This is a genomic window from Pseudomonas sp. SDO5271_S396, from assembly GCF_054071795.1.
This window is the reverse complement of record NZ_JBSVWB010000002.1, coordinates 93,095-118,473: the sequence shown is the minus strand read 5'-3', so window position 1 is coordinate 118,473 and position 25,379 is coordinate 93,095. Positions and strand designations below refer to the sequence as shown.

The window sequence follows — 25,379 nt, the reverse complement described above, 5'->3', positions numbered from 1 at the left end:
TTGCACGATCGTACCTAAAGCTCCTCCCTCCCAAGCCGATAGCCCTACGAAGCTCCAATAAAGCCGCGTCGACAACAAACGCTTCGTAAGGACGACTGCCATGCCCCCACTGCGCTCCATCCAAGCCCGCTATACCCTGTTTCTGGTGCTGTTCGTCCTGGTGTTGTTCGTGTTGACCGTGGTCGGCATCGGCCAGTTGGTCGCGCCCACGCTGCGTCACACCGAGGAACAGGTGGTGCTCAACCGTGTCGCCGAAGTGGCCGACCAGATCAAGGGCGAACTGAACAAGGTTCAGGCCCAGCAACGCAGCATCACCCAGACCGTGCCGCTGCTGGACAGCGATGCCATCGACAAGGTCCTGCCCGGCCTGGTCGACCAGTATGGCGAACTGAAGGTGTTTGGCGGCGGTATCTGGCCGCTGCCCGATCAGCGCACGCCGGGGCGCAACAAGCACAGCACCTTCTGGCACCGCGACGCCTCGGGCAAGCTGGTGGTCAACACTTTCTGGAACAGCGACCCCGCCCCCAATTATTACGACCAGAGCTGGTACAAGGGCGGCCTCGCCGCGCCCCGAGGCCAGTGCGCCTGGGCGGCGGCCTACAAGGACGACGCCAGCCAGGAGCCGCGCACCAACTGCGCCATGGCCATCCAGCGCGACGGCGTGCCCTATGGCGTCGCCACCATCGATGTGACCCTGGGCTTCTTCAATGACCTGGTGGCCAGCAAGGAAAAAGACATCGGCGGTCAACTGCTGATCGTCGAAGGCGACGGCAAGATCATCAGCAACAGCACACGCATCAGCGGCCCGGTCGTGCTGAAAAACATCAGCGAACTGACCGGCACCTCGGCGTTCGCCGCCCAGGTCAGCGCGGCCCTCGCCCATCGTGACCAGGCGTTGCAACGCAGCGAGTTCGACAACGGTGGCGTGGCCAGCACCTTCTACATGCGCCCTATCGAAGGCACGCCGTGGTTCCTGGCCACCGCCCTGCCCACCTCGCTGATCACCGCCCAGCGCGATGATGTGCTCGGCAGCCTCGCGCTGCTGCAAATCCCCATGGTGGTGTTGCTGGTGCTGCTGGCCGCCTATGCGATCCGCCAACTGGTGCAACGCATGCGGATGCTGAAAACCAATATCGATGCCTTGTCCACCGGCGATGCCGACCTGACGCGCCGCATCACCATTCGGGCCGAAGACGAACTGGGTGCCATCGGCCACTCGGTGAACCGCTTTATCGTCTACCTGCAAAACATGATTGGTGAAGTGACCCAGGCCACCGGCGCCATGTCCTCGGGCCTTGCGCAGTTGCAGCACACTTCGGCGCAGACCAACCAGATTCTGGTGCGCCATGCTTCGGAGACCGATCAGACGGTCACGGCGATCACCGAAATGAGCGCCACCGCCGACACCGTCGCACAGAACGCCGCCGAAACCGCGGCCTTCACCCAGCGCGCCAACGAGCATGCCGATCGCTCGCGCGTGGTGGTGGGCGAGGCCTCCAGCAGCGTCAGCGCGTTGATCGGCGAGGTGTCCAGCGCCACCCACACGGTGGACAACATGCGCCAGGACGCCGCGCGCATCACCGAAACCCTCGGCGTGATTGGTGCGATTGCCGGCCAGACCAACCTGTTGGCACTCAATGCCGCCATCGAGGCGGCTCGTGCCGGTGAGCAAGGGCGCGGGTTTGCGGTGGTGGCCGACGAAGTCCGCGCCCTGGCCGCGCGCACTCAGGCCAGCACCTCGCAGATCAACGACATGCTCACGCGCTTGACCAGCGGCGTGAGTTCGTCGGTGGCCGCCATGGAAAACACCCAGGCCAGTTGCCAGTCGGCGGCGGACGCCACGGCACGGGTCAACAGCGGCCTGGATGAGATGGCCGGCTCGGTCAACCATATCAACAGTCTCAGCACCCAGATCGCCACGGCGGCCGAACAACAGAGCGCGGTCACCGAGGAGATCAACCGCAGCATGGTGCAGATCCGACAGATGGTCGAAGAGCTGGTGCAAAGCGGTCATGCCACGCAAACCAACACCCAGAGCCTGCTGGAGGCCAATGGTCGGGTGATTGCCTTGATGAGCCGCTTCAAAGTCCGTTGATAAAATGCATGGACACTCCCGTGCAAAGCGCGGGAGTGGGACTATTCTGACAGTTCTCAGTCGTCACACAGGAGGTGTGCCATGCGCGCTGCCGAGCAATCGGTCCGCTTGGAGCGGATCAGTCAGGAACGGTTTATCCAGGCCCCCATCGACGCGGTGTATGAGTATGTGACCCAGCCAGACCGCTGGCACGAATGGCACCCCACTTCCCTCAGCGCCGACACCGGCACCACCGGCTCTCTCCCCGCCGGCACCCGCTTCACCGAGTTCATCGACCTGCTGGGCGTGCGCGTGCCCATGAGCTATCGCGTGCAGATCGCCCGGCGCCCCGGGGAGTTCAAGACCGTATTCACCTCCCTGGCCGTCGACGGCTCCATCCACTATTTCCTGCAACCCTTTCGCGGCGGCACGCTGTTCAAACGCGTACTCACCTACGAAACCGAGTTGCAACTGGTCACTTTGCACGAGCGCATGATCGAGCTCTCGACCATCGCCCTGGACCAGCTCAAGCACCGCCTGGAAAACCCGCCTTTCGTATAATTTGGAAACACTCCGCACCGGTATGAACTGGCTTGCCTGCGATGACGTCGTCATGATCGCCTCATTCTGACGACGTTCTCCCACCCGCGAGCCTCACCATGAAAACCCCATTGCGCCTGGTCTTGCTGTCTGCCTTGTTCACCACCTCCCTCGTCCAGGCCGCCGACCTGGTCCCCATTGACGTGTACCGCGACGCCAATTGCGGCTGCTGCAAAAAGTGGATCAGCCATCTGGAAAACAACGGCTTCAAGGTCAATGACCACGTCGAAACCGATATGAGCGCCGTCAAGCAACGCCTGGGGGTGACACCGCGCCTGGCCTCGTGCCATACCGCCGTGATCGGCGGCAAGTTCGTCGAAGGCCACGTGCCCGCTGACCAGGTCATGGCCCTGCGCAAGCGTGACGACCTGCTCGGCGTCGCCGCTCCCGGCATGCCCCTCGGCTCGCCGGGTATGGAAGTGGATGGCCGCAGCGATGCCTATCAGGTCATCGGTCTGAGCCGCGACGGTCGCAATGTGGTCGTGGCCGACTACCCGGCGCACTGATCAGTGCTGGCGGGCTATCTGGGGCTGTTCGTCGCGGCGTTTGGTGCCGCGACGCTGCTGCCGCTGCAATCGGAAGCCGTGCTGGTCGGGCTGCTGCTCAATGGCCAGTATTCCCTGTGGCTGCTGCTGGGTGTCGCCACCCTGGGCAATGTGCTGGGCTCCGTGGTGAACGGCTGGCTGGGACGCTGGATCGAACACTTCAAGGATCGACGCTGGTTTCCGGTCAACGACAAGCAACTGGACAAGGCGCGCCGGCATTACGCGCGCTGGGGGCACTGGACGTTACTGCTCAGTTGGGTGCCGATCATCGGCGACCCGCTGACCTTGGTCGCGGGCGTGATGCGTGAGCCCTGGTGGCGTTTTCTGCTGCTGGTGACGCTGGCCAAGGGGCTGCGCTATGGCGTGCTGGCCGCGCTGACCTTGCAGTGGGTGCCGACTTAATCCCCACTTAATCCACCGGCAACAGCATCCGGGCACTCGTTTTCGGAGCCGTCCCCATGCCGCTGATCCGCTCGCTCTGCCTTTCCAGCCTGCTGCTGGCCACCGTTCCCGCCTTTGCCGACAGCCCCACCTACGGCCCTGAACTGCAAGGTTTCACCTACCCCTACCCGGTCGAACACTTCCATTTCGAGTCCCAGGGCAAAGCCTTGCAGATGGGCTACATGGACGTCCCCGCCAAGGGCCAACCCAATGGGCGCAACGTGGTGCTGATGCACGGCAAGAACTTTTGCGGCGCCACCTGGGAGGACTCGATCAAGGCCCTGAGCGAAGCCGGCTACCGGGTGATCGCACCGGACCAGATCGGTTTCTGCACCTCCAGCAAGCCGGACCACTATCAGTACAGCTTCCAGCAACTGGCAATCAACACCCACCAATTGCTGGAAAAACTCGACATCCATAAAGCCACGATCATCGGCCACTCCACTGGCGGCATGCTGGCCACCCGATATGCGCTGCTCTACCCCACGCAAACCGAACAGCTGGGGCTGGTCAACCCCATCGGCCTGGAAGACTGGAAAGCCCTGGGCGTGCCGTACCGCAGCGTTGACCAGTGGTATGAGCGCGAGCTGAAACTCAGCGCCGAGGGCATCCGCCGGTACGAACTCAACACCTACTACGCAGGCCGCTGGAAGCCCGAGTACGAGCGTTGGGTCGACATGCTCGCCGGCCTCAACCAAGGCCCGGGGCATACTCAGGTCGCATGGAACTCGGCATTGATTTACGACATGATCTTTACCCAGCCGGTCTATTACGAATTCAAGGACCTGCGGATGCCCACTCTGTTGTTGATCGGCACCGCCGACACCACTGCCATTGGCAGCGATATCGCCCCGCCGGCGGTCAAGGCGAAGATCGGTCGCTACGCAGAACTGGGCAAGCAAGCGGCCAAGCTGATCCCCCACGCGACCCTGGTGGAATTCCCGGGCCTGGGGCATGCACCGCAGATGGAAGAACCGGTCCGGTTTCATGCCGCACTGTTGCAGGGCTTGAATGCCCTTTAATCCAACCCTTTTCGAGGCACTCGTGAATGTCGGTACAGATCGCAGTCATTGATGATTGGCAGAATGTGGCCAGTGACGTAGTGGACTGGTCGAGCCTTGCGGCCGTGGGCCAGGTGCATTTCCTGCACGATTACCCGGCGGACACCGCCACGATGATCGAGCGTTTGCAGGGGTTCGAGGTGATCTGCGTGATGCGCGAGCGCTCCACCTTTGACAAGGCTCTGCTGCAAGGCTTGCCCCGGCTCAAATTGCTGGTTACCGGAGGCATGCGCAACGCCGCCATCGACATTCAAGCGGCCAAGGCGCTGGGCATCCAGGTCTGCGGCACCGACAGCTACAAGCACGCAGCGCCGGAACTGACTTGGGCGTTGATCATGGCGTCCACCCGCAACCTGGTGGCCGAGGCCAACTCCCTGCGCGCCGGCCACTGGCAAATCGGCCTGGGGGGCGACCTGCATGGCAAGACCCTGGGCATTCTCGGGCTGGGCAGCATCGGCCAGAAGGTGGCCAAATTCGCCCAGGCGTTCGGCATGCACGTGATCGCGTGGAGTGAAAACCTCACCCCGGAGCGCGCAGCGGAGTCAGGCGTGACCTGGGTCAGCAAGCGCGACCTGTTCGAGCAGGCCGACATCCTCACCGTGCACCTGGTGCTCAGCGAACGTAGCCGTGGCCTGGTGGACGCCCAAGCCCTGGGCTGGATGAAACCCACCGCACGCCTGGTGAATACCGCACGCGGACCGATCGTCGACGAACAGGCGCTGATCCATGCCCTGGAAAGTGGCAGCCTGGCCGGCGCGGCGCTGGACGTGTACGCCGAAGAGCCACTGCCGGTGGACCACCCGTTCCGTCGCCTGCCGAATGTACTGGCCACGCCCCATGTGGGCTACGTCAGCGAACAGAACTACCGGCAGTTCTATGTGCAGATGATCGAAGACATTCATGCCTGGGCCAATGCGGCGCCTATTCGGGTGCTGGGCTGACGCACCAATCGAGGGCAAGCCGCACCGATGTGGCAAGCCCACGGTTTGAAATACTCACTGTAGTGAGCAGGCTTGTCCTGCGCCGGGGCGCGAAGCGGCCCTGAAACCAGGCGCCGCATTCTGTCTGAAGGGATGCGGCGTTTTTATTGGGGCTGCTGCGCATTCGACAAGCCTGCTCACCACAAAAAGCAGCCCGCTCACTACAACCTGTACCCCCCCACCCCTTCCAGTTGGGCATAGGCTTAAAAGTTTTTTGTCCTACAAAATTTTCCCAGAACCCCTACAGGCTCTGGGATCTGTCCTAGACTCATGACCGATGGGTCCGTTCCAAAACAAAAACCCCGCAAAAAATCGAAACTTTCCAACTCTGCCGTAGGTCCAGTTTCAGGTAAGGCGAGCGCACGCGGTTCACACCCCATGCCCGTCCATCCAATCTTTTTACGCCGACCGTGCAACTGGCATACGCCTTGCCAGTTTGTAAAGCGCTTGTGCGCCTGGCCGCAGGATGCGGCCAATCGGAGCTGGTGGCAGCGGGCCATTAGCCGACCAACAGATGGGAGTGCATTATGATCAGTGCCGCAGTAGATACTCAGGGAGAGCGTTTCAGTCAACCAGCAGGGGGGCCGACATCGTTGGCCGACCTGCCCACCACTATGCGGCCGATCGTGAGTCAGAACCCCAATCGCAAGAAAGTGTTGTTTGTCACTTCGGAATTCGCCGACCTGATCAAGACCGGCGGCCTGGGTGACGTGTCCGCCGCCCTGCCCCGTGCCATGGCGCACCTGCATGATGTGCGCGTGTTGATCCCCGGCTACCCGCAGGTGATGGAGAGCGACAACCCGATCCATATCATCGGTGAGCTGGGCGGTCATGCCGCATTGCCACCGTGCAAGATCGGGCGCATGGACCTCAAGGATGGCCTGGTCATTTACGTGCTGATCTGCCCCGAGCTCTATGAGCGCGAAGGCACGCCCTACGGCGCCAACAACGGCCGCGACTGGCCGGACAACCATATTCGCTTCGCCCGCCTGGGCCTGGCCGCCGCCGACATGGCCGCCAACCTCGCCCAGATTCACTGGTGCCCGGACCTGGTGCACGCCCACGATTGGCCCGCCGGCCTGGCTCCGGCCTATATGCACTGGCGTGGTTCACGCACGCCGACGCTGTTCACCATCCATAACCTGGCCTACCAGGGCGTGGTCAGCCTGGCTTCCACGCCAGAGCTGGGCATTCCGCCCCATGCGCTGCAACAGGAGGGCATGGAGTTCTACGGCAAGATGTCGTTCCTCAAGGCCGGCATGGCGTATTCCAGCCATATCACCACCGTGAGCGCGACCTACGCCCAGGAAATCACCACCCCCGAATTCGGCTGCGGCCTGGATGGATTTCTCGCCAGCAAGACCCAACAAGGCTTGCTCAGTGGCATCCCCAACGGCATCGATGAAAGCTGGGAAACCTCCACCGATACGCACCTGATGCACAACTTCAATATCGGCGACTGGGCCGGCAAGGCGGTCAACGCGGCCCACGTGCGCGAACTGTTCGGCCTGGACGACTCCACCGGCCCGCTGTTTGCGGTGGTGTCGCGGCTGGTCTACCAGAAGGGCCTGGACCTCACCGAAGCCGTGGCCAGCTTTATCGTCGAGCATGGCGGCCAGATCGCGGTTATCGGTCGCGGCGAGCCGGAAGAAGAACAAGCCATGCGCGAACTGGCCCTGCGCTTCCCGGGCCGGGTCGGCGTACGAATCGGCTTCAACGAAACCGACGCACGCCGCATGTTCGCCGGCAGTGATTTCCTGCTGATGCCATCGCGATATGAACCCTGCGGCCTGAGCCAGATGTACGCCCAGCGTTTCGGTTCGCTGCCGGTGGCGCGCAACACCGGCGGGCTGGCGGACACCATTGAAAACGGCGTCACCGGTTTCCTGTTCAACGAGTCCACCGTGGAAAGCTTCGAAGAAGCCCTGAGCCGCGCGTTCAAGGTCTTCGCCTACCCGGGCCTGCTCAACGCCATGCGTTCGCGCGCCATGACTCAACCGTTCAACTGGTGCCAGGCGGTGGAACCCTACGCCGAACTCTACGAACAACTGGTGGCCAAGGCACTGGGGAAACCGACGAAATAACCAAGGGAGGTCTCTGCAGATGCCGTCACGGACTCTGGAAACCTGGCCCCACGGCGCAATCATGCTGGACGCGCAACACACGCGATTCGCTCTGTGGGCGCCAGACGCATTTTATGTCAGCGTCGAGCTGGAAGACGGCAAGTCCATCGCCATGCTGCCCCAGGCGGATGGCTGGTTCGAAACGGAAATACCCTGCCCGGCGGGCACGCGCTACCGCTTCAATATCGACGGGGAAAAGGATGTACCCGACCCGGCGTCTCGGGCCCAGGCGTCGGATGTGCATGGCTGGAGCCTGGTGGTCGATCCACTGGCCTACCAATGGCGGCATACGCATTGGCAAGGTCGCCCCTGGCACGAAGCGGTGATCTACGAGCTGCATGTCGGTGCGCTGGGCGGCTATGCCGGCGTGGAGCGCCACTTGCCACGCCTGGCCGAGCTGGGGGTAACCGCCATTGAACTGATGCCCTTGGCGCAATTCCCCGGCGAGCGCAATTGGGGCTACGACGGGGTGCTGCCTTATGCGCCCCAGGCGTCCTACGGCACGCCCGAACAACTCAAGCATTTGATCGACTGCGCCCACGAACACGGCCTGGCCGTGATCCTCGACGTGGTCTACAACCACTTCGGCCCGGATGGCAATTACCTCGGCCAGTACGCCAAGGGCTTTTTCCGCGAAGACGTGCACACGCCCTGGGGCGCCGGGATCGATTTCGGCCGCCGGGAAGTGCGCGATTTTTTTCTCGATAACGCGCTGATGTGGCTGCTCGAATACCGCTTCGATGGCCTGCGTCTGGACGCCGTGCACGCCATCGACAACCCCGGGTTTCTGCAGGAACTGGCCGAACGGGTGCGCCAACAGGCGGACATTGACCGACACGTGTGGCTGGTGCTGGAAAACGAATTCAACCAGGCGCACCTGCTGGAGCACCACTTCGACGCGCAATGGAATGACGACGGCCACAACGCCCTGCACGTGCTGCTCACCGGAGAGACCGACGCCTACTACCGCGACTTCGCCGAAGACACCACCGCCAAGCTCGCGCGCTGCCTGGGGGAAGGCTTCATCTACCAGGGCGAAGCCACCCGGCATGGCCATGCACGCGGCGAACCCAGCGCCCACCTTCCGCCCAGCGCTTTCGTGCTGTTTTTGCAGAACCACGACCAGATCGGCAACCGAGCATTGGGCGAACGCTTGCATCAGCTCTGCACGCCCGAAGCACTCAAGGCAGCGACCACGCTGCTGTTGCTGTCACCCATGATTCCGCTGCTATTCATGGGCGATGAAGTCAACGCCAGCGAGCCGTTCCTGTTTTTCACCGACCACCATGGCGAGCTGGCCGAAGCGGTGCGCGAAGGCCGGCGCAACGAATTCGCCGACTTCGCTGCATTCAAGGACCCTGAGCGACGCAAGCGCATTCCAGACCCCAACGCCGCCGCAACCTTCGAACAATCCACACCGACGTTCAGCCACCCGGAACACGCGCAGTTCTACCGTCACCTGCTGAGCTTGCGCCATCGCCATATCCTGCCGCACCTGCCCGGCTGCGTGGCCTTGGGCGCGCAGGTGCTGGCACCGGGTGCCGTCAGCGCACGTTGGCGACTGGGCGACGGCAGCCTGTTGCAGATCGACTTGAACCTGGGCGCAACCGCCCTGGAGCATCCCGCCTGCGGCCAGCGCCTGTACGAAACGCCCGCCCATCAAGACGCACAACTGGCGCCGTTTGGCGCGCGCGTCACTCTATTCCCTGTTGGAGAGCACCCTTGAGCGAAGCGAACCTGGAAATCCTCGCCAGCCGCGCGGGTCTGGCCGTCGATTGGATCGACGCAAACGGCCGCCCGCAACGAGTGAAACCCGACGCCCTGCGCGCCGTTCTCAAAGGCCTGGGTCACCCGGCCGACACCGATGCCGAAATCGACGCCAGCCTGCTGGCGCTGGAACAGATACAGCAAGACAAGCACCTGCCGCCCTTGCTCACCATCGACAGCGGCGAAGGCCTCGACCTGGCTCGTTACTTCGAGCACGACACCCTGTGCCGCGTCAGCCTGGAAGACGGCGATACCCTGGACCTGCGCCTGGATGGCGACGCCGTGCTGCCCGGAGTGATCGCCCTGGGTTATCACCAGGTGCACATCAACGGGCAGACCTTCACCCTGGCCGTGGCCCCGGCCCATTGCTACAGCGTGGCCGAAGCGGTCAACAGCCGCCCTGCCCGCGCCTGGGGCCTCAGCGCCCAGCTCTATGCACTGCGGCGTCTGGGCGACGGCGGTTTCGGCGACACCCTGGCCCTGGAACACCTGGCCCGCGCTGCCGCCGAACGCGGCGCCGATGCCCTGGCGATCAGCCCGATGCACGCAATGTTCAGTGCCGACACCGGGCGCTACAGCCCCTATTCGCCGTCGAGCCGACTGTTCCTCAACAGCCTTTACGCGTCACCGGCCTGCATCCTCGGTGAGCGCGAAGTGCGCAACGCCATCGAGGCCAGCGGCCTGGCAGAGACGCTGCATGCCCTGGAACAGGACAACCTGATCGACTGGCCCGCCGCCGCCAGCGCCAAGCAACGTTTGCTGCGCGCCTTGTATGAAGACTTCCGCCACGGCCGGCATCCGCAGCATGCCGACTTTCTGAGCTTCCGCCAGGCCGGCGGCGAAGCCCTGGAGAACCACTGCCGCTTCGAAGCCGTGCAAGCGGTGCGTGCCGAGGCCGGCGAAGACCTCGACTGGCGTCATTGGCCCCAGGAATGGCGGACCCCACAGAGCCCCGCGCTGGCGCAATTCGCCGAGGAGTACGCGGATGAAATCGGCTACTTCGCCTTCGCCCAATGGCTGGTTGCCCGCAGCCTGGAGCGCGCCCAGCAAGCGGCGCGCGGCAGTGGCATGGGCGTCGGGCTGATCGCCGACCTGGCGGTGGGTGCCGACGGTGGTGGCAGCCAGGCCTGGAGCCGGCAGGACGAACTGCTCGCCGACCTCACCGTCGGCGCGCCGCCGGATATTCTCAACCGCGCCGGTCAAGGCTGGGGCATTTCCGCGTTCTCCCCTGAAGGCTTGAAACGCAACGGCTTCCGCGCGTTTATCGAGATGCTGCGCGCCAACTTTGCCCATGCCGGCGGTCTGCGTATCGACCATGTGATGGGCCTGCAACGCCTGTGGGTGATTCCCCTGGGCGCCTCGCCCCGGGAAGGCGCCTACCTGTATTACCCGGTGGATGACCTGCTGCGTCTGCTGGCCCTGGAATCCCATCGGCACCAGGCCATCGTACTGGGTGAAGACCTGGGCACCGTGCCCGACGGCCTGCGCGAAAAACTCAGCGGTCGCTCGATTCTGGGTATGCGCGTGCTGCTGTTCGAGCAAAACCACGATGGCCAGTTCAAGCCGATCCTCGACTGGCCGGACAACGCCCTGGCCACCACCAGCACCCATGACTTGCCCACGCTCAACGGCTGGTGGCACAGCCGTGATATCGAGTGGAACATTCAACTGAGCCTGATCGACGCACCTACCGTCGAACAATGGAGCGAACACCGCCTGCGCGAACGCCAGGCCCTGCGCCAGGCGTTGAGCCAGGACCCGCAGAACTTCGTCGACGAGATCCGCAACGAAACCGACCACGTGCTCGACGCCAGTGTGCGCTACCTCGGCCACACCCGCGCACCGTTGGTATTGCTGCCCTTGGAAGACGCACTGGGCATCGAAGAACAAGCCAACCTGCCCGGCACCCTCGACACACACCCCAACTGGCGGCGACGCCTGCCGGGGGAAGCCAGTGCCCTGCTCGACAACGACAACGCCGCCCGCCGCCTGGAGCTACTGGCCGTGGCGCGCAACCAGGCCTACGAGCGTGACCGATGAAGGCCTTGCCGCTACGCGCCACCCAACGCCTGCAATTTCACAAAGGCTTCACCCTGGATGATGCAGTGCCGCTGGTGCCGTACTTCGCGCAGTTGGGCATCAGCCATCTCTATGCCTCGCCCTTGCTCAGCGCGCGGGCCGGTTCCATGCACGGCTATGATGTGGTCGACCCCACCCGCGTCAACCCGGAACTGGGTGGCGAGGCCGCGTTGCGGCGTTTGGTGACCACGCTGCGCGAACACGACATGGGGCTGATCCTCGACATCGTGTCCAACCATATGGCCGTGGGCGGCGCGGATAACCCGTGGTGGCTCGACCTGCTGGAATGGGGCCGCTTGAGCCCCTACAGCGAATTCTTCGACATTCAGTGGCACTCCCCCGACCCGCTGCTCAAGGGGCAACTGCTGATGCCGTTCCTCGGCAGCGATTACGGCGAAGCCCTGCAAACCGGCACCCTGGCGCTGCGCTTCGATGCGGCCCAGGGCGAGTTTTATGCGCAGCACTACGAACACCGCTTCCCGATCTGCCCACGGGACTACGCGGCCATACTCGGCACCGACGAACCGCTCAAGCCGCTGGCCGAGCGTTTCAGCGCCCTGGCCGATCAGGACGACGCCCACGCCGCCGCCGTGCCGCTCAAGCGCGCGCTGGCCGAGCAGGCTGGCAACGTATTGCCATTGATCGAGCAACGCTTGAACGCATTCGACGGGCGCCAGCCCGAAGGCTTCGAGCGCCTGCACCCACTGTTGGAACAACAGACCTATCGCCTGGCCAGCTGGCGCACCGCCGCAGACGACATCAACTGGCGGCGCTTCTTCGATGTGAACGAGCTGGGCGGCCTGCGCGTGGAGCGCAGCGCCGTGTTCGAAGCCACCCACGGCAAGATCTTCCAATTGATCAGTGACGGCCTGGTGGATGGCTTGCGCATCGACCATATCGACGGCCTGGCCGACCCTCGGGGGTATTGCCGCAAACTGCGCCGCCGGGTGGATTCACTGGCGCCCGGACGGCACTTGCCGATCTTCGTGGAAAAGATCCTCGGCCAAGGCGAAACCCTGCGCGAAGACTGGCAGGTAAATGGCACCACCGGCTACGAATTCATGGACCAGGTGTCCTTGCTGCAACATGATCCGGCGGGCGCCGAAACCCTCGCCAAACTCTGGGCGCATCACAGCGAACGCCCGCCGGCCTTTATCGACGAGGCGCGGCTGGCGCGTCAGCAGATCCTCAACGGTTCCCTCGGCGGCGACTTCGAAAGCGTGGCCCAGGCCCTGTTGCAAGTGGCCCGTGACGACGTGATGACCCGCGACCTGACCCTGGGTGCCATCCGCCGGGCGTTGCAGGAACTGATCGTGCACTTTCCGGTGTACCGCACCTACATCAGTGCCCGGGGCCGCAGCGCCGCCGACGACCGGGTGTTCCAGCAGGCCATGGACGGCGCGCGCAGCACCCTGGGCGAAGGCGACTGGCCGGTGCTGGAACACCTGCAAAACTGGCTCGGCGGCCAGCCCTGGCGCAATCGCCCGGTGGGCCGTGAACGCAAGATCCTCAAGCACGCCTGTGTGCGCTTCCAGCAACTGACCTCGCCCGCCGCCGCCAAGGCCGTGGAAGACACCGCGTTCTATCGCTCGGCGGTGCTGTTGTCGCGCAACGACGTGGGCTTCAGCACCGAACAGTTCAGTGCGTCGTTGGCGGATTTCCATGCCGTCAACCAACAACGCCTGCGGGCCTTCCCCGACAACCTGCTGGCCACCGCTACCCATGACCACAAACGCGGCGAGGACACCCGCGCGCGTCTGGCGGTGCTGAGCGAATGCGCAGGCTGGTATGCCACGCAGGTCGCCCACTGGCGCGAACTCGCCGCCCCGTTGCGTGACGCCGCCGAGGCGCCGTCAGCGGGCGATGAGCTGATCCTTTACCAGGCGTTGCTCGGCAGTTGGCCGCTGGACCTCGACCTCACGGATAACGCGGCGCTCGAGGCCTACGCACAGCGCCTGTGGCAATGGCAACAAAAAGCCTTGCGCGAGGCCAAGCTACAGAGCAGTTGGAGTGCACCGAATGACGCCTATGAGCAGGGTGTGGAAAGCTTCCTCAAGCGCCTGCTGCTCAGTGACGCCGGCCAGCCCTTGCGCGATGCCCTGAACGCAGCTGTTCAGGTTATCGCCCCGGCTGGTGCGGTGAACGGGCTGGCGCAATCCTTGCTTCGCATCACCGTGCCTGGCGTGCCGGACCTGTACCAGGGCGACGAGTTCTGGGACTTCAGCCTCGTCGATCCGGACAACCGTCGTCCGGTGGATTTCATCGCGCGCCAACAGGCCTTGGCCGCCCCGCCGGACCTCGGCGGGTTGCTGTTCCATTGGCGCGACGGACGCCTCAAACAAGCCGTGATTGCCCAAGCCCTGGCCTTGCGCAACGCCTGGCCCGAGCTGTTCCACAGCGGCACCTACACGCCGCTGGAGGTCGTGGGCGCGCAGGCGGATCGGGTGGTGGCATTCAGCCGCGAATGGGCGGGTCAATGGGTGCTGGTGCTGGTGCCGCGTTGGCCCCATCACCTGCTGGAAAACGCGGTGCACCCGCTGATCAATGCGCGGGTTTGGGGCGATACGCGGGTGAAATTACCGCTCGCCGCCCCGACCCGAAACTGGAAGGGACTTTTTCATACCGGTGCAGTCACACCAGACAAGGAGCTGCTGATCAGCACTGCCCTGGGGGAGCTCCCGGTCAATGTCTTCACCAATTCTGATGATCGACAAAGCTGAAATTTTCTGCGAGGAGCATTGTGATGAGCACTGAAGACAAACGCATACGCGAATTGGCGCATCAGATCTGGGAGTCTGAAGGCAAGCCCCATGGACAGGACACGCGGCACTGGGAGATGGCGCGCAAGTTGGCGGAAGCCGAAGCCCTGACGCCGAGCAAGCCCAAGGCGGCCGCCAAGCCGAAAACCGCGCCGAAGGCTGCGCCCAAAACCAAGCCCGCAGCTGCGAAAGCTGCCGCGCCCAAGAAGCCCAAGGCGCCGCCCAAGCCAGCGGGCTGACGGCTATCCCCTGTGGGAGCAAGCCAGCTCCCACAGGAAACCACACTCCGAACTTGAGATTTGCCTGGCGCACAGCCGGCGCGGTTGCGTTCGGCCCAAAAAACACCCTGCAGGAGCAATTCAATGAGCCAACCCGATAAAGGCCAGGCGACGCCCGAAACCGAGCCGTCGCGGATTCGTGAAGGCTTGCCCTTCCCCCTTGGCGCCACGTGGGACGGCCTGGGCGTCAACTTTGCACTGTTTTCGGCCAATGCCACCAAGGTGGAATTGTGCCTGTTCGATGACACCGGTGAAGTGGAGCTGGAACGCATCGAGCTACCCGAATATACCGACGAGACCTTCCACGGCTACCTGCCCGACGCCCATCCCGGGCTGATCTACGGCTATCGCGTGTACGGTCCGTATGACCCGGCCAACGGTCATCGCTTCAACCACCACAAATTGCTGATCGACCCCTACGCCAAACAACTGGTGGGCGCGCTGAAGTGGTCCGAAGCGTTGTTCGGCTACACCATCGGCCACCCCGATGACGACCTCAGTTTCGACGAACGCGACAGCGCCCCCTTCGTACCCAAGTGCAAGGTGATCGACCCCGCCCACACCTGGGGCAACGACCAGCCGGTACGTGTGCCGTGGGACCGCACGATCATTTACGAAACCCACCTGCGCGGCTTCAGCATGCGTCACCCGTCGGTGCCCGAAGCGGTGCGCGGCACCTGCGCCGGCCTGATGGTGGATGACGTGCTCAAGCATGTGCGCCAGTTGGGGGTGTCGTCGGTGGAATTGCTGCCGGTGCACGCGTTCGTCAACGACCAGCATCTGCTGCAAAAAGGCATGACCAATTATTGGGGCTACAACAGCATCGCGTTTTTCGCACCAGACCCGCGCTACCTGGCCAGCGGCAAGATCGCCGAGTTCAAGGAGATGGTCGCGCACCTGCACGAGCAGAAGCTCGAAGTGATTCTGGACGTGGTCTACAACCACACCGCCGAAGGCAACGAGCGAGGCCCGACCCTGTCCATGCGCGGCATCGACAACGCCTCGTACTACCGGCTGATGCCCGATGACAAGCGCTTCTATATCAACGACTCCGGCACCGGCAACACCCTGGACCTGAGCCATCCCTGCGTGCTGCAAATGGTCACCGACTCCCTGCGCTACTGGGCCAACGAGATGCACGTGGACGGTTTCCGCTTCGACCTGGCCACCATTCTGGGGCGCTACCGCGACGGTTTCGACGAGCGCCACAGTTTCCTCGTGGCCTGCCGCCAGGACCCGGTGCTGCGCCAGCTCAAACTGATCGCCGAACCCTGGGACTGCGGCCCCGGCGGCTATCAGGTGGGCAACTTCCCACCGGGTTGGGTGGAATGGAACGACCGCTTTCGCGACACCGTGCGCGCCTTCTGGAAAGGCGATGACGGCCAGCTGGCCGATTTTGCCGGGCGCATGACCGCCTCGGGCGAGATGTTCAACCATCGCGGGCGCCGGCCTTACAGCTCGGTGAATTTCATCACCGCCCACGACGGTTTCACCCTGCACGACCTGGTGTCGTACAACGACAAGCACAACGAGGCCAACGACGAAAACAACCAGGACGGCAGCAACAACAATCTGTCCTGGAACCATGGTGTCGAAGGCCCCACCGACGATCCGGACATCAATGCCCTGCGCCTGCGCCAGATGCGCAATTTCTTCGCCACGCTGCTGCTGGCCCAGGGCACGCCGATGATCGTCGCCGGCGACGAATTCGCGCGCACCCAGCACGGCAACAACAACGCGTACTGCCAGGACAGCGAGATTGGCTGGGTCAACTGGGACCTGGACGATGATGGCAAGTCGCTGCTCAAGTTCGTCAAGCGCCTGATCAAGTTGCGCCTGACCTACCCGATCCTGCGCCGTGGTCGTTTCCTGGTGGGCGACTATAACGAAGACATCGGCGTGAAGGACGTCACCTGGCTGGCGCCGGACGGCAATGAAATGAGCACCGAGCAATGGCAGGACAGCCATGGCCGCTGCCTGGGCATGCTGATGGATGGCCGGGCCCAGGAAACCGGCATCCGTCGCCCCGGTGCGGACGCGACCCTGCTGCTGGTGGTGAATGCCCATCACGACCTGGTCAACTTCCGCCTGCCACCGGTACCGGAAGGCGGCTTCTGGACCTGTATGGTCGACACCAACCAGCCTTCGGTGCGCGGCCAGGAACGCTTCGAGTTCGATCACGAGTACGCCGTGACCGGCCGTTCGCTATTGTTGTTCGAGCTGCAATACGAGGAAGAGGTGTGACATGGCACTTCATGGATTCCTTCAGGGCTTCCGGGGGTATGCGGACACGCAGGCCCTGGGGGCCGCGCTGAGGGCGCTTCAGGAAGAAGGCCTGGACCAACTGCCGCTGCCCGGCGGCGGCCAGACATTGGAACGCTTCAGCCGGCTGGCGCAAGTGGCCGGGCACGACCTGCGGCTGTGCAAGTTGTTCGAAGGGCATACCGATGCCCTAGCGATCATCGCCGAACTGCACAGCCCGCTGCCGCCTCTGGGCAGCACCTGGGGGATGTGGGCCGCCGAACCGCCGAACGCCAAGGTGCGCGTGCACAGTGACGGCCCGCGATTGACGCTGGAGGGGCGCAAGGCCTGGTGCTCCGGCGCTGCAGTGGTCAGCCATGGGCTGTTGACCGCCTGGGATGAACAGGACCGCCAACAGCTGGTTGCCGTGCAGATGCAGCAACCGGGCGTCAGCGTCACCGATGAGGGCTGGAATGCGGTCGGCATGGCGGCCACCGGCAGTGTCGAAATCGTGTTCAGCGGGGCCTACGCCATCGCAGTGGGCGGCCCGGGCGACTACCTCAGCCGCGCCGGCTTCTGGCACGGCGGTGTGGGCATCGCCGCGTGCTGGTACGGCGCCGCGCAACGCCTGGGCGAAGCGCTGCGCGAGCAGTGCGGCAAACGCCCGGAACCTCACGCCCTCGCCCACTTGGGTGCGGTCGACAGTGCCCTCAACAGCGCCGCTTGTGTGCTGCGGGCCTGCGCGGAGCAGATCGACCGCGACCCCCGCGCCGATGCCAGGCAACTGGCGCAACAGGCCCGGGCATCCATTGAGGACACCGTGGAACAGGTGATGCGCCATGTGGGCCGCGCCGTCGGTGCCGGGCCTTATTGCAAGGACCCGCACTTCGCACAGTTGATGGCGGACCTGCCGGTGTACATGCGTCAAAGTCACGCCGAACGCGACCTGGCCGCCCTGGGCGAACAGGTGGCCGGCGACCCCACAGGGAGGTGGCAACTATGAGACCCAACCCGATCGTTGGTCAGGGCACGCCGCTGCATCACTGGCAAGGTTCGACGCGGTTGGCCGAGCTGCCCGAGGTCAGCGTCGAGCAATTGGTGCCCGAAGGCCATCGCGCGGTGATCATCGCCCCGCACCCGGACGATGAAGTGCTGGGCTGCGGTGGCTTGCTGCAAGGCCTGGCGGCGCTGGATCGGCCGATCCAGTTGATCTCTGTGACGGACGGCAGCGCCAGCCATCCGGGCTCGCGGCGCTGGCCGGTGGAACGCCTGAGCGTGGTCCGCCCCCAGGAGTCGGCGCAGGCCCTGCACCGACTGGGTGTGCCGTTGCACAGCCTGAAATGGCTGCGCGCCGGTTTCACCGACGGCAAGGTCGCCGCCCGTGAGGCGCAACTGAGCGGGTTCATTCAGCGTTATCTCAAACCCAATGACGTGGTGTTCACCACCTGGCGTGAAGACGGTCATTGCGACCATGAAGCGGTCGGTCGCGCCAGCGCCCAGGCGGCCTCGAACACGGGTGCCGCCTTGTATGAACTGCCGGTGTGGACCTGGCATTGGGCCACGCCTGAAGACGCCCAGGTACCTTGGCACCGCGCCCGTAAAATTCCGCTGACGTGCGAGTCCGTGGCCCGCAAGCGTCACGCGATTCACGCGTTTGCCAGCCAACTGGAGGGCGACCCGCAGATCGGTTTGCCGCCGGTATTGGCGCCCTATGTGGTGGAGCGCTTGCTGCAACCCTTTGAGGTGGTTTTCGTATGAGTGTGGCAACGCCTTACTTTGATCGGATGTTTGCCGGTAACGACGATCCCTGGGCTTTTCGCCAGCGCTGGTACGAGCGTCGTAAGCGTGCACTGACCCTGGCTGCCTTGACTCGCCCGCGCTACGCCTCGATTTTCGAACCTGGCTGCGCCAATGGTGAATTGAGCGCTGAACTGGCGCCGCGTTGCGACAGTCTGCTGTGCTGCGACACCGCAGCGGCGGCAGTCGACCTGGCGCGCAGTCGTTTAGGGGGATTTCCCCATGCGCAGGTACGCCAATCCCGCCTGCCCGAACAATGGCCCACCGAACGCTTCGAACTGATCGTCTTGAGTGAGCTGTGCTACTACCTCGACACGCAGGACCTCTGCCGCCTGATCGAGCAGGCCGTCGCGTCCCTGACTGACGGCGGCCAGTTGCTCGCCTGCCATTGGCGCCCGCCTATCGAGGGTTGTCCGCAAACGGGCGAACAGGTGCATGCCCTCCTGGAAGAGCGCCTGCCCCTGCATTCGCTGGTTCGCCACCATGAAAGCGACTTTCTGCTCGACCTGTGGAGCCGCGACGGCACCTCGGTTGCCACCCTCGAGGAATTGCGATGATCGGTGTGCTGATCCCGGCCCATAACGAAGAGCTGCTGCTGGAGGCGTGCCTGGACGCGGCGATGGTCGCCGCCGGGCATCCGGCCCTGAAGGGTGAGGCCGTGCAGATCCTGGTGGTGCTGGACAGTTGCAGCGATGGCAGCGCCCGTATTGCCCAAGGCTATCAAGTGCAGTGCCTGGAAGTGCAGGCACGCAACGTCGGGCACGTGCGTGGGGTTGGTGCGCGGCATCTGTTAAACCTGGGGGCACGCTGGATCTCCTGCACCGATGCCGACAGCCGCGTCGCACCCGACTGGTTGGTGGCACAGCTGGCCCTGGAGGTGGATGCGGTGTGCGGCACGGTCACCGTCGATACCTGGAGCGAAGGGTTCGATGCGGCGGCGCAGATTCGCTATCACCAAGGTTATGAGGCGCGGGATGGCCATCGGCATGTGCATGGAGCCAATCTGGGGGTCAGCGCCAGTGCCTATGTACGCTCGGGTGGTTTCGAACCACTGGCGTGCCATGAAGATGTGCAACTGGTGCGGGACCTGGAGCGCTCAGGCGCGAATATCGCCTGGAGTCATGCCCCGCAAGTGATCACCAGCGCCCGGCTCGACGCTCGCGCGCAGGGCGGGTTTGGCGATTATTTGAAGGGCCTGGTGTGCGCTACGTAAAAAAATCGATGTTTCACGATGTAAAAGAATCGAATCCTTGTCTATGCTGAGGACGCCTTGCTGGCAGTCCAAGGGTTGGAGTGTCATGCAGCCACGACGGCGGAGTCTGTCGTGGGTAAAAGAGAGTCGTCCCCGCCATGGCGTACGACCCCGCCTCACTCGACAAGGATGTGACCCCCATGAAACCTGCCTCCCTGAAGGAAGGCCGCCGCGGCCCGGTGCAAATCTGGAACACGGCCCCGCAATTGGCGCAGATTCCCCCCATCCCCATTACCTCGCTGGTGCCTCCTGGCGCGCGGGTCGTGATCATCGCCCCCCACCCCGGCGACGAAGTCCTGGCCTGTGGCGGTCTGCTGCAACTGCTGTGCACCCTTGAACACCCCTTGCAACTGATCTCCATCACCGACGGCAGCGCCAGCCACCCGGGCTCGAATGTCTGGCCGGCCAGTCGCCTGAGCGTGGTACGCCCCCAGGAAAGCGTGGAAGCCCTGCGCCGCCTCGGCATGCCGCTGCACAGCCTGAAGTGGATTCGCGGCGGCTTCTGCGACAACGCCCTGTCGGCGCGCGAACCGCAGTTGAGCCAGTTCATCGCGCGCTACCTGCAACCGGGCGACGTGGTCTTCACCACCTGGCGCAAGGACGGCAACGACGACCACGAAGCGGTGGGCCGTGCCAGCGCGAATGCCTGCACCCTGATCGGTGCGCACCTCTACGAACTGCCGATCTGGGCCTGGCACTGGCCGGCGCGCGAAGCCTCGGTGATTCCGTGGCAGCGGGCGCGCAAGGTGCGGCTCGACACCTGGAGCGTTGCGCGCAAGCTGCACGCGGCTCACGCCTACGCCAGCCAGTTGGTCGGCGATCCCGCCATCGGCCTGGCGCCGATGCTCGCGCAAGTGTTGCTCGAACGCATGCGCGAACCCTACGAAATCGTTTTTTCGTAGGGTTTTATTCGTGCCTACCTGTTAGTTCTGACAGTAGCGCTCTGCTCGAGGGACGACTAGGGTGCAAAAAGTGCTGTGCCTGTTGAGGTGCAGTCGAGAAAGCCATGCCAACGCCTTGCATTGGCCGGTGTTTTCGAACAGGTAACCCGCACTCCCTGATCCGTATCGCGCGTCACGTTGTCATGGTCTGGCCCGCACTTGCCTTTGCAGGTGCCGGGACAACGTTCCCCCCAAGCGAGGACGGATCATGCGCATACGGACACTTTCGTGGTTGTACCTGATGGTCGTGGCAGTTTCGCCGACGACTTCCTACGGAGCCTGCACGCCCGTCATCACTGCCGCAGATGACACCTCCTCCTGCGACAGCGCCACGGCGCCGGGCTTTACCGACACCGCTGGCAACAACACCCTGAATATCACCGCCACCGGGCGGATTACCGGCAATGTGGTGCTTGGTGCGGGTAACGATCTGGTGGACATCAACGGGCCGAGTGCGGGCATCGACGGCTCGCTCAGCCAGGGCGACGGGGCGAATATCTTTCGTATCAACGAAGGCAGCGTCACCGGTTCCGTGACCCAGGGCGCCGGCGCCGATGTGGTGCAGATCGCCGGTGGCCAGGTGGGCGCCATCAGCCAGGGCGGCGGCATCGACAGCTATGCCCAGAGTGGCGGCACCGTCGCCTCACTGGCACAGGGCGATGGCCTGGACACCTTCAACATGAGTGGCGGCACCATCCCCGGGGCATTCGAAGACGGCGACCAGGCCACCATGACCGGCGGCACCATCGGCCGCGTTGACATGAAGCTCGACAACAACCTGTTCGATATGTCAGGTGGCAGGATCATCGGCAACCTGGTGACCGGTTTTGGCAACGACACCATTCTGATCTCGGGCACAGCGTTCGTCGGCGGCAATATCAGTGTCAGCGGCGGTGACGACCAAGTGACGGTGTCCGGCGGCGAGGTCAACGGGCAGATCCTGCTCAGCTTCGGCAATGACCAGTTCATCTGGAGCGGCGGCAACCTGCATTCCTTCGTGCTGATGGGTGCAGGCGACGACACGGCGCTGCTGCAGAGCCTGAGCGCTGCGCAAGTGAACGCCACCCAACTGCTGGACGGCGGCCTGGACAACGACCGACTTACGCTGGACAACACCAAAGTCGACAATCCGGGCTTGCTGACCAATTGGGAAAACCTGCAGCTCGACAACCAGTCAGAGCTGACATTGGGTGGCACGCTCACCCTGGGTGACAGCGCGACCGGCACTGGCACGCTGGGGTTGGATGGCACCAGCAAACTGTTGGTCAGCACCGGGGTCATCGGCGCCTTTGCCGCCGGCCAGCAGGTGACCGTCAACAACAGCGGCTTGATCGATATGCTCACTGGCAGTTCCAGTGCCGGCGACACCCTGACCATCAACGGCAACTACACTGGCAACGGCGGGCGCCTTTCACTGCAAAGTGCGCTGGGGGGCGACGGCTCGCCCAGCGACAAGTTGGTGATCAACCAGGGCACCTACGGCGGCACCACGGCCATCAGCGTGACCAACCTGGGCGGCGCGGGCGCGGCGACACTGCAAGATGGCATTCAGGTAGTTCAGGCACTCAACGGTGCCACCGGCAGTGCCGGCGCCTTCAGTCTCGCGGGGCCGGTGTCTGCCGGCGCATTTGACTATCGCCTGTTCAGGGGCGGCGTGACGGCGGGTACCGAAAACAATTATTACCTGCGCTCCACGGTGCCCGTGCAACCACCCGGCCCCGTAGTGACCGTGCCCTTGCCAGCTCCCGGCGCGGCGCCGCTGCCCTTCAACCCGGGGCTGACACCGATTCCTCTGTACCGCCAGGAAGTGCCGATCTACGCAGCGATCTTTCCCGCGGCCGACCAGATGGTGCGCGCCCTGCTGGGCACCTATCACGAACGCATGGGTGACCAGAGCCGGCAACAGGCAGGCAATATTCCGGCGGGCTGGGGCCGGGTCTATGGCAACAGCAGCCGGCAGCGTTTTGCGGGGACGGTCAATCCGACGCTGGACAGTAGGCTCACGGGATTTCAGGTGGGCAGCGATGTGTATGCCCATACCCACGACAGCGGCGGCACGCAGCGCGCCGGCGTGTTTGTCGGCCATGGCACGCTCAAAGGCAACATCAAGGGCTTTACCGGCGGCTGGCAGGACATGGACGCAGGCAAGACCACCCTGCGCGGCGACAGCCTGGGGGTTTACTGGACGCTGATCGGTGCGAACCAGGCGTATGTGGACCTGGTGCTGATGGGCACCCGCTTCACGGGCAACAACGAGTCGGACCGGGGCGTGAAGATGAAGACCCGTGGGCGTGACCTCACTGCCTCTGCCGAAGTGGGCTGGCCACTGCCGATCACATCGAACTGGATCGTGGAGCCCCAGGCGCAACTGATCGTGGGCAAGACCCGCCTGGACAGCCAAAACGACGGAATTTCCGACGTCAAGTACAGCGCCGACACCCGCGTCACCACGCGCCTGGGCGTACGCCTGCGCGGTGACTACACGTTCTACGGCATGCCGTGGCAACCCTACGTGCGGACAAACGTATGGCACACCCGCGCCGGGGAAAACAGCGTGATCTACAACGATGTCACGCGGATCGACACCGAGCAGCAATCCACCACCCTTGAACTCGGCACCGGCGCCAGGGTGCAGGTCGCTGAAGGCGTGAGCCTGTATGGCGAAGTGGGCTACCAGCGCAATCTGGACAGCAACCGCTCCAGCGGTCGCGAAGGAACGCTGGGGGTGAGAATCGAATTCTAGGTTTGTATCGCAGTGTGTACGGAGAGCCCTGCGATACACAGTCTTTAACTCGGCGGGTTTCCTGAAACAGGCCAGATACAGCCGGGCGTTCAACTGAGCACCAGGCAAACATCAAGCCCCGGGAGGCTCGCCATGCACACTCAGAAGAATCGCCGCTTCAACCGCCACTCCCTTTTCCTGGCCCTGGCCCTGTCGCAATTCGGTGTGATGGGCATGGCCCACGCGGAAATGCCCGAAGCGCCAACCCGTGCCGTCGCGGCCCCGCAGACGGGTTTCGGTGCGCTCAAGCACGTCAAGGCCGGCTTGCTGGACGTGGCCTACGCCGAAGTCGGCCCGGCCACCGGTCCGGCGGTGATTCTGCTGCACGGCTGGCCCTACGATATCGACAGTTACGCGCAAGTCGCGCCGTTGCTGGCCGCCAAGGGCTATCGCGTGTTGATCCCTTACGCCCGGGGCTACGGCGACACACGTTTCCTGTCGGATAAAACCCTGCGCAACGGTCAACCGGCGGCACTGGCCAGCGACGTGATCGACTTCATGGACGCGCTGAAGATCAAGCAAGCCGTGCTGGGCGGCTACGACTGGGGCGCACGTTCGGCGGATATCGTCTCGGCACTGTGGCCGGAGCGGGTCAAGGCGCTGGTGTCGGTCAGCGGTTACCTGATCGGCAACCAGGCCGCCGGTAAAAACCCGTTGCCACCCAAGGCCGAGTTGCAATGGTGGTACCAGTTCTACTTCGCGACCGAGCGTGGTGCGGCGGGCTACCAGAAAAACACCCATGATTTCGCCAAGCTGATCTGGCAACTCGCCTCGCCCAAATGGGCCTTCGACGACGCTACCTTCGACCGCAGCGCCAAAGGCCTGGACAACCCCGACCATGTGGCTATCACGGTGTTCAACTACCGCTGGCGTCTCGGCCTGGTACAGGGCGAAACCCAATACGATCCGCTGGAGCAAAAGCTCGCCCAGGCCCCGTCCATCGGCGTGCCCACCATTACCCTGGAAGGCGACGCCAACGGCGCCCCCCACCCGGCCCCCGAAGACTACGCCAAGCGGTTTACCGGCAAATACGAATTCCGCCTGATCAACGGTGGCATTGGCCATAACCTGCCGCAGGAAGCGCCCGAAGCGTTTGCCAAAGCCGTCATCGACGCGGACCATCTGTGATGAAGCGCCTCTACATAGCCGCACTGGCCCTGGCGGGTTCAGCCAGTGCCTTCGCCGACAGCGCCCCGTCACCGATCTATGGCGTGACCATCCCCGACGGCTACCGCCAATGGGAATTGGTGGCGCCGGCCCAGGAGGCCGACCCGCTGAACGAGCTGCGTGTGGTGCTGGGCAACAGCGCTGCACTCAAAGCCTACCGGGAGGGCAAGCTGCCCTTCCCCGATGGCACCGTATTGGCCAAGCTGGCGTGGAAACACGAACAGTCGCCGGAGTTCAAGACCGCGTCGATCCCCGGCGCGGCCACCACGGTGCAGTTCATGGTCAAGGACTCGAAGAAATACGCGTCCACCGGGGGCTGGGGCTTTGGTCGTTTCATCAACGGCAAGCCGGCGGATGAGGCACAGCATCAGACCTGCTTCGCCTGCCACCAGGCGCTGGTGAAAGACCGGGATTACGTCTTTACCAAGCTAGCGCCCTGAAAGCGCGACAGCTGGTGGGCAATCCCCAACCAGATAAACCAGGCCGGCATCA

The 25,379-nt window shown here is 63.9% G+C and carries 20 protein-coding genes and 1 pseudogene; all 21 read left to right on the top strand.

Features of this window, described 5'->3' with window-relative positions; translation table 11 throughout:
• Positions 1–100 precede the first annotated feature (100 nt).
• Positions 101–1,234 (top strand): annotated as a pseudogene (locus tag ACW9IN_RS02185) (cache domain-containing protein); the annotation flags it as partial.
• Between the two features lie 15 nt (positions 1,235–1,249).
• The gene (locus ACW9IN_RS02180) at positions 1,250–2,095 is read left to right on the top strand and encodes a methyl-accepting chemotaxis protein (protein ID WP_457364482.1); all 846 of its coding nucleotides are present in this window, start codon (positions 1,250–1,252) and stop codon (positions 2,093–2,095) included.
• Between the two features lie 81 nt (positions 2,096–2,176).
• Complete coding sequence (locus ACW9IN_RS02175; protein WP_457364345.1) at positions 2,177–2,635, top strand: SRPBCC family protein; 459 nt, start codon at positions 2,177–2,179, stop codon at positions 2,633–2,635.
• Between the two features lie 98 nt (positions 2,636–2,733).
• Positions 2,734–3,180, top strand: coding sequence for a DUF411 domain-containing protein (locus ACW9IN_RS02170; protein WP_457364344.1), 447 nt, complete (start codon positions 2,734–2,736; stop codon positions 3,178–3,180).
• 3 nt (positions 3,181–3,183) lie between these two features.
• Positions 3,184–3,621, top strand: a complete 438-nt coding sequence (locus ACW9IN_RS02165) for a YqaA family protein (RefSeq protein ID WP_457364343.1) — start codon at positions 3,184–3,186, stop codon at positions 3,619–3,621.
• A 56-nt stretch (positions 3,622–3,677) separates the two neighbouring features.
• The gene (locus tag ACW9IN_RS02160; RefSeq protein ID WP_457364342.1) at positions 3,678–4,682 is read left to right on the top strand and encodes an alpha/beta fold hydrolase; all 1,005 of its coding nucleotides are present in this window, start codon (positions 3,678–3,680) and stop codon (positions 4,680–4,682) included.
• Between the two features lie 26 nt (positions 4,683–4,708).
• Entirely contained in the window at positions 4,709–5,662 is a 954-nt protein-coding gene (locus ACW9IN_RS02155) for a D-2-hydroxyacid dehydrogenase family protein (RefSeq protein WP_457364341.1), read from the top strand.
• Positions 5,663–6,228: 566 nt separating this feature from the next.
• Positions 6,229–7,785, top strand: a complete 1,557-nt coding sequence (gene glgA / locus ACW9IN_RS02150) for a glycogen synthase GlgA (RefSeq protein WP_457364340.1) — start codon at positions 6,229–6,231, stop codon at positions 7,783–7,785.
• A gap of 19 nt (positions 7,786–7,804) precedes the next feature.
• Entirely contained in the window at positions 7,805–9,550 is a 1,746-nt protein-coding gene (gene treZ / locus ACW9IN_RS02145; RefSeq protein ID WP_457364339.1) for a malto-oligosyltrehalose trehalohydrolase, read from the top strand.
• Positions 9,547–11,631 (top strand): 4-alpha-glucanotransferase, encoded by a 2,085-nt coding sequence (gene malQ / locus ACW9IN_RS02140; protein WP_457364338.1) that lies wholly within the window; start codon positions 9,547–9,549, stop codon positions 11,629–11,631. Before treZ ends, malQ begins: the two co-directional genes overlap by 4 nt.
• Positions 11,628–14,390, top strand: a complete 2,763-nt coding sequence (locus ACW9IN_RS02135; RefSeq protein WP_457364337.1) for a malto-oligosyltrehalose synthase — start codon at positions 11,628–11,630, stop codon at positions 14,388–14,390. The genes malQ and ACW9IN_RS02135 overlap by 4 nt, the downstream gene beginning before the upstream one ends.
• 23 nt (positions 14,391–14,413) lie before the next feature.
• Positions 14,414–14,668 carry a DUF2934 domain-containing protein gene (locus ACW9IN_RS02130; RefSeq protein ID WP_457364336.1) on the top strand — a complete coding sequence of 85 codons (255 nt, stop codon included), beginning with the start codon at positions 14,414–14,416 and terminating at the stop codon, positions 14,666–14,668.
• A 123-nt stretch (positions 14,669–14,791) separates the two neighbouring features.
• Positions 14,792–16,951 carry a glycogen debranching protein GlgX gene (gene glgX / locus ACW9IN_RS02125; RefSeq protein ID WP_457364335.1) on the top strand — a complete coding sequence of 720 codons (2,160 nt, stop codon included), beginning with the start codon at positions 14,792–14,794 and terminating at the stop codon, positions 16,949–16,951.
• A gap of 1 nt (position 16,952) precedes the next feature.
• Positions 16,953–17,951, top strand: coding sequence for an acyl-CoA dehydrogenase (locus tag ACW9IN_RS02120; RefSeq protein ID WP_457364334.1), 999 nt, complete (start codon positions 16,953–16,955; stop codon positions 17,949–17,951).
• On the top strand, positions 17,948–18,706 hold the full coding sequence (locus tag ACW9IN_RS02115; protein WP_457364333.1) for a PIG-L deacetylase family protein: 759 nt from the start codon (positions 17,948–17,950) through the stop codon (positions 18,704–18,706). Before ACW9IN_RS02120 ends, ACW9IN_RS02115 begins: the two co-directional genes overlap by 4 nt.
• Positions 18,703–19,302, top strand: a complete 600-nt coding sequence (locus ACW9IN_RS02110) for an SAM-dependent methyltransferase (protein WP_457364332.1) — start codon at positions 18,703–18,705, stop codon at positions 19,300–19,302. The genes ACW9IN_RS02115 and ACW9IN_RS02110 overlap by 4 nt, the downstream gene beginning before the upstream one ends.
• Positions 19,299–19,958, top strand: coding sequence for a glycosyltransferase (locus ACW9IN_RS02105; protein ID WP_457364331.1), 660 nt, complete (start codon positions 19,299–19,301; stop codon positions 19,956–19,958). Before ACW9IN_RS02110 ends, ACW9IN_RS02105 begins: the two co-directional genes overlap by 4 nt.
• Positions 19,959–20,137: 179 nt before the next feature.
• Entirely contained in the window at positions 20,138–20,899 is a 762-nt protein-coding gene (locus tag ACW9IN_RS02100) for a PIG-L deacetylase family protein (RefSeq protein ID WP_457364330.1), read from the top strand.
• A gap of 247 nt (positions 20,900–21,146) precedes the next feature.
• The gene (locus ACW9IN_RS02095) at positions 21,147–23,681 is read left to right on the top strand and encodes an autotransporter family protein (RefSeq protein ID WP_457364329.1); all 2,535 of its coding nucleotides are present in this window, start codon (positions 21,147–21,149) and stop codon (positions 23,679–23,681) included.
• A 132-nt stretch (positions 23,682–23,813) separates the two neighbouring features.
• Complete coding sequence (locus tag ACW9IN_RS02090; RefSeq protein ID WP_457364328.1) at positions 23,814–24,848, top strand: alpha/beta fold hydrolase; 1,035 nt, start codon at positions 23,814–23,816, stop codon at positions 24,846–24,848.
• Positions 24,848–25,327: a cytochrome P460 family protein gene (locus ACW9IN_RS02085; protein WP_457364327.1), complete on the top strand. Its 480-nt coding sequence runs from the start codon at positions 24,848–24,850 to the stop codon at positions 25,325–25,327. The genes ACW9IN_RS02090 and ACW9IN_RS02085 overlap by 1 nt, the downstream gene beginning before the upstream one ends.
• Positions 25,328–25,379: the final 52 nt, after the last annotated feature.

Bases quoted from the DNA above. Each gene is read 5' to 3' on its own strand.
- ACW9IN_RS02130 (WP_457364336.1), top strand. From the start codon at position 14,414: ATGAGCACTGAAGACAAACGCATACGCGAATTGGCGCATCAGATCTGG.
- ACW9IN_RS02180 (WP_457364482.1), top strand. From the start codon at position 1,250: ATGATTGGTGAAGTGACCCAGGCCACCGGCGCCATGTCCTCGGGCCTT.
- ACW9IN_RS02100 (WP_457364330.1), top strand. From the start codon at position 20,138: ATGAAACCTGCCTCCCTGAAGGAAGGCCGCCGCGGCCCGGTGCAAATC.
- ACW9IN_RS02120 (WP_457364334.1), top strand. From the start codon at position 16,953: ATGGCACTTCATGGATTCCTTCAGGGCTTCCGGGGGTATGCGGACACG.
- ACW9IN_RS02170 (WP_457364344.1), top strand. From the start codon at position 2,734: ATGAAAACCCCATTGCGCCTGGTCTTGCTGTCTGCCTTGTTCACCACC.
- ACW9IN_RS02135 (WP_457364337.1), top strand. From the start codon at position 11,628: ATGAAGGCCTTGCCGCTACGCGCCACCCAACGCCTGCAATTTCACAAA.
- ACW9IN_RS02175 (WP_457364345.1), top strand. From the start codon at position 2,177: ATGCGCGCTGCCGAGCAATCGGTCCGCTTGGAGCGGATCAGTCAGGAA.
- glgA (WP_457364340.1), top strand. From the start codon at position 6,229: ATGATCAGTGCCGCAGTAGATACTCAGGGAGAGCGTTTCAGTCAACCA.
- ACW9IN_RS02085 (WP_457364327.1), top strand. From the start codon at position 24,848: ATGAAGCGCCTCTACATAGCCGCACTGGCCCTGGCGGGTTCAGCCAGT.
- treZ (WP_457364339.1), top strand. From the start codon at position 7,805: ATGCCGTCACGGACTCTGGAAACCTGGCCCCACGGCGCAATCATGCTG.
- ACW9IN_RS02110 (WP_457364332.1), top strand. From the start codon at position 18,703: ATGAGTGTGGCAACGCCTTACTTTGATCGGATGTTTGCCGGTAACGAC.
- ACW9IN_RS02115 (WP_457364333.1), top strand. From the start codon at position 17,948: ATGAGACCCAACCCGATCGTTGGTCAGGGCACGCCGCTGCATCACTGG.
- ACW9IN_RS02105 (WP_457364331.1), top strand. From the start codon at position 19,299: ATGATCGGTGTGCTGATCCCGGCCCATAACGAAGAGCTGCTGCTGGAG.
- ACW9IN_RS02160 (WP_457364342.1), top strand. From the start codon at position 3,678: ATGCCGCTGATCCGCTCGCTCTGCCTTTCCAGCCTGCTGCTGGCCACC.
- ACW9IN_RS02090 (WP_457364328.1), top strand. From the start codon at position 23,814: ATGCACACTCAGAAGAATCGCCGCTTCAACCGCCACTCCCTTTTCCTG.
- ACW9IN_RS02095 (WP_457364329.1), top strand. From the start codon at position 21,147: ATGCGCATACGGACACTTTCGTGGTTGTACCTGATGGTCGTGGCAGTT.
- ACW9IN_RS02155 (WP_457364341.1), top strand. From the start codon at position 4,709: ATGTCGGTACAGATCGCAGTCATTGATGATTGGCAGAATGTGGCCAGT.
- glgX (WP_457364335.1), top strand. From the start codon at position 14,792: ATGAGCCAACCCGATAAAGGCCAGGCGACGCCCGAAACCGAGCCGTCG.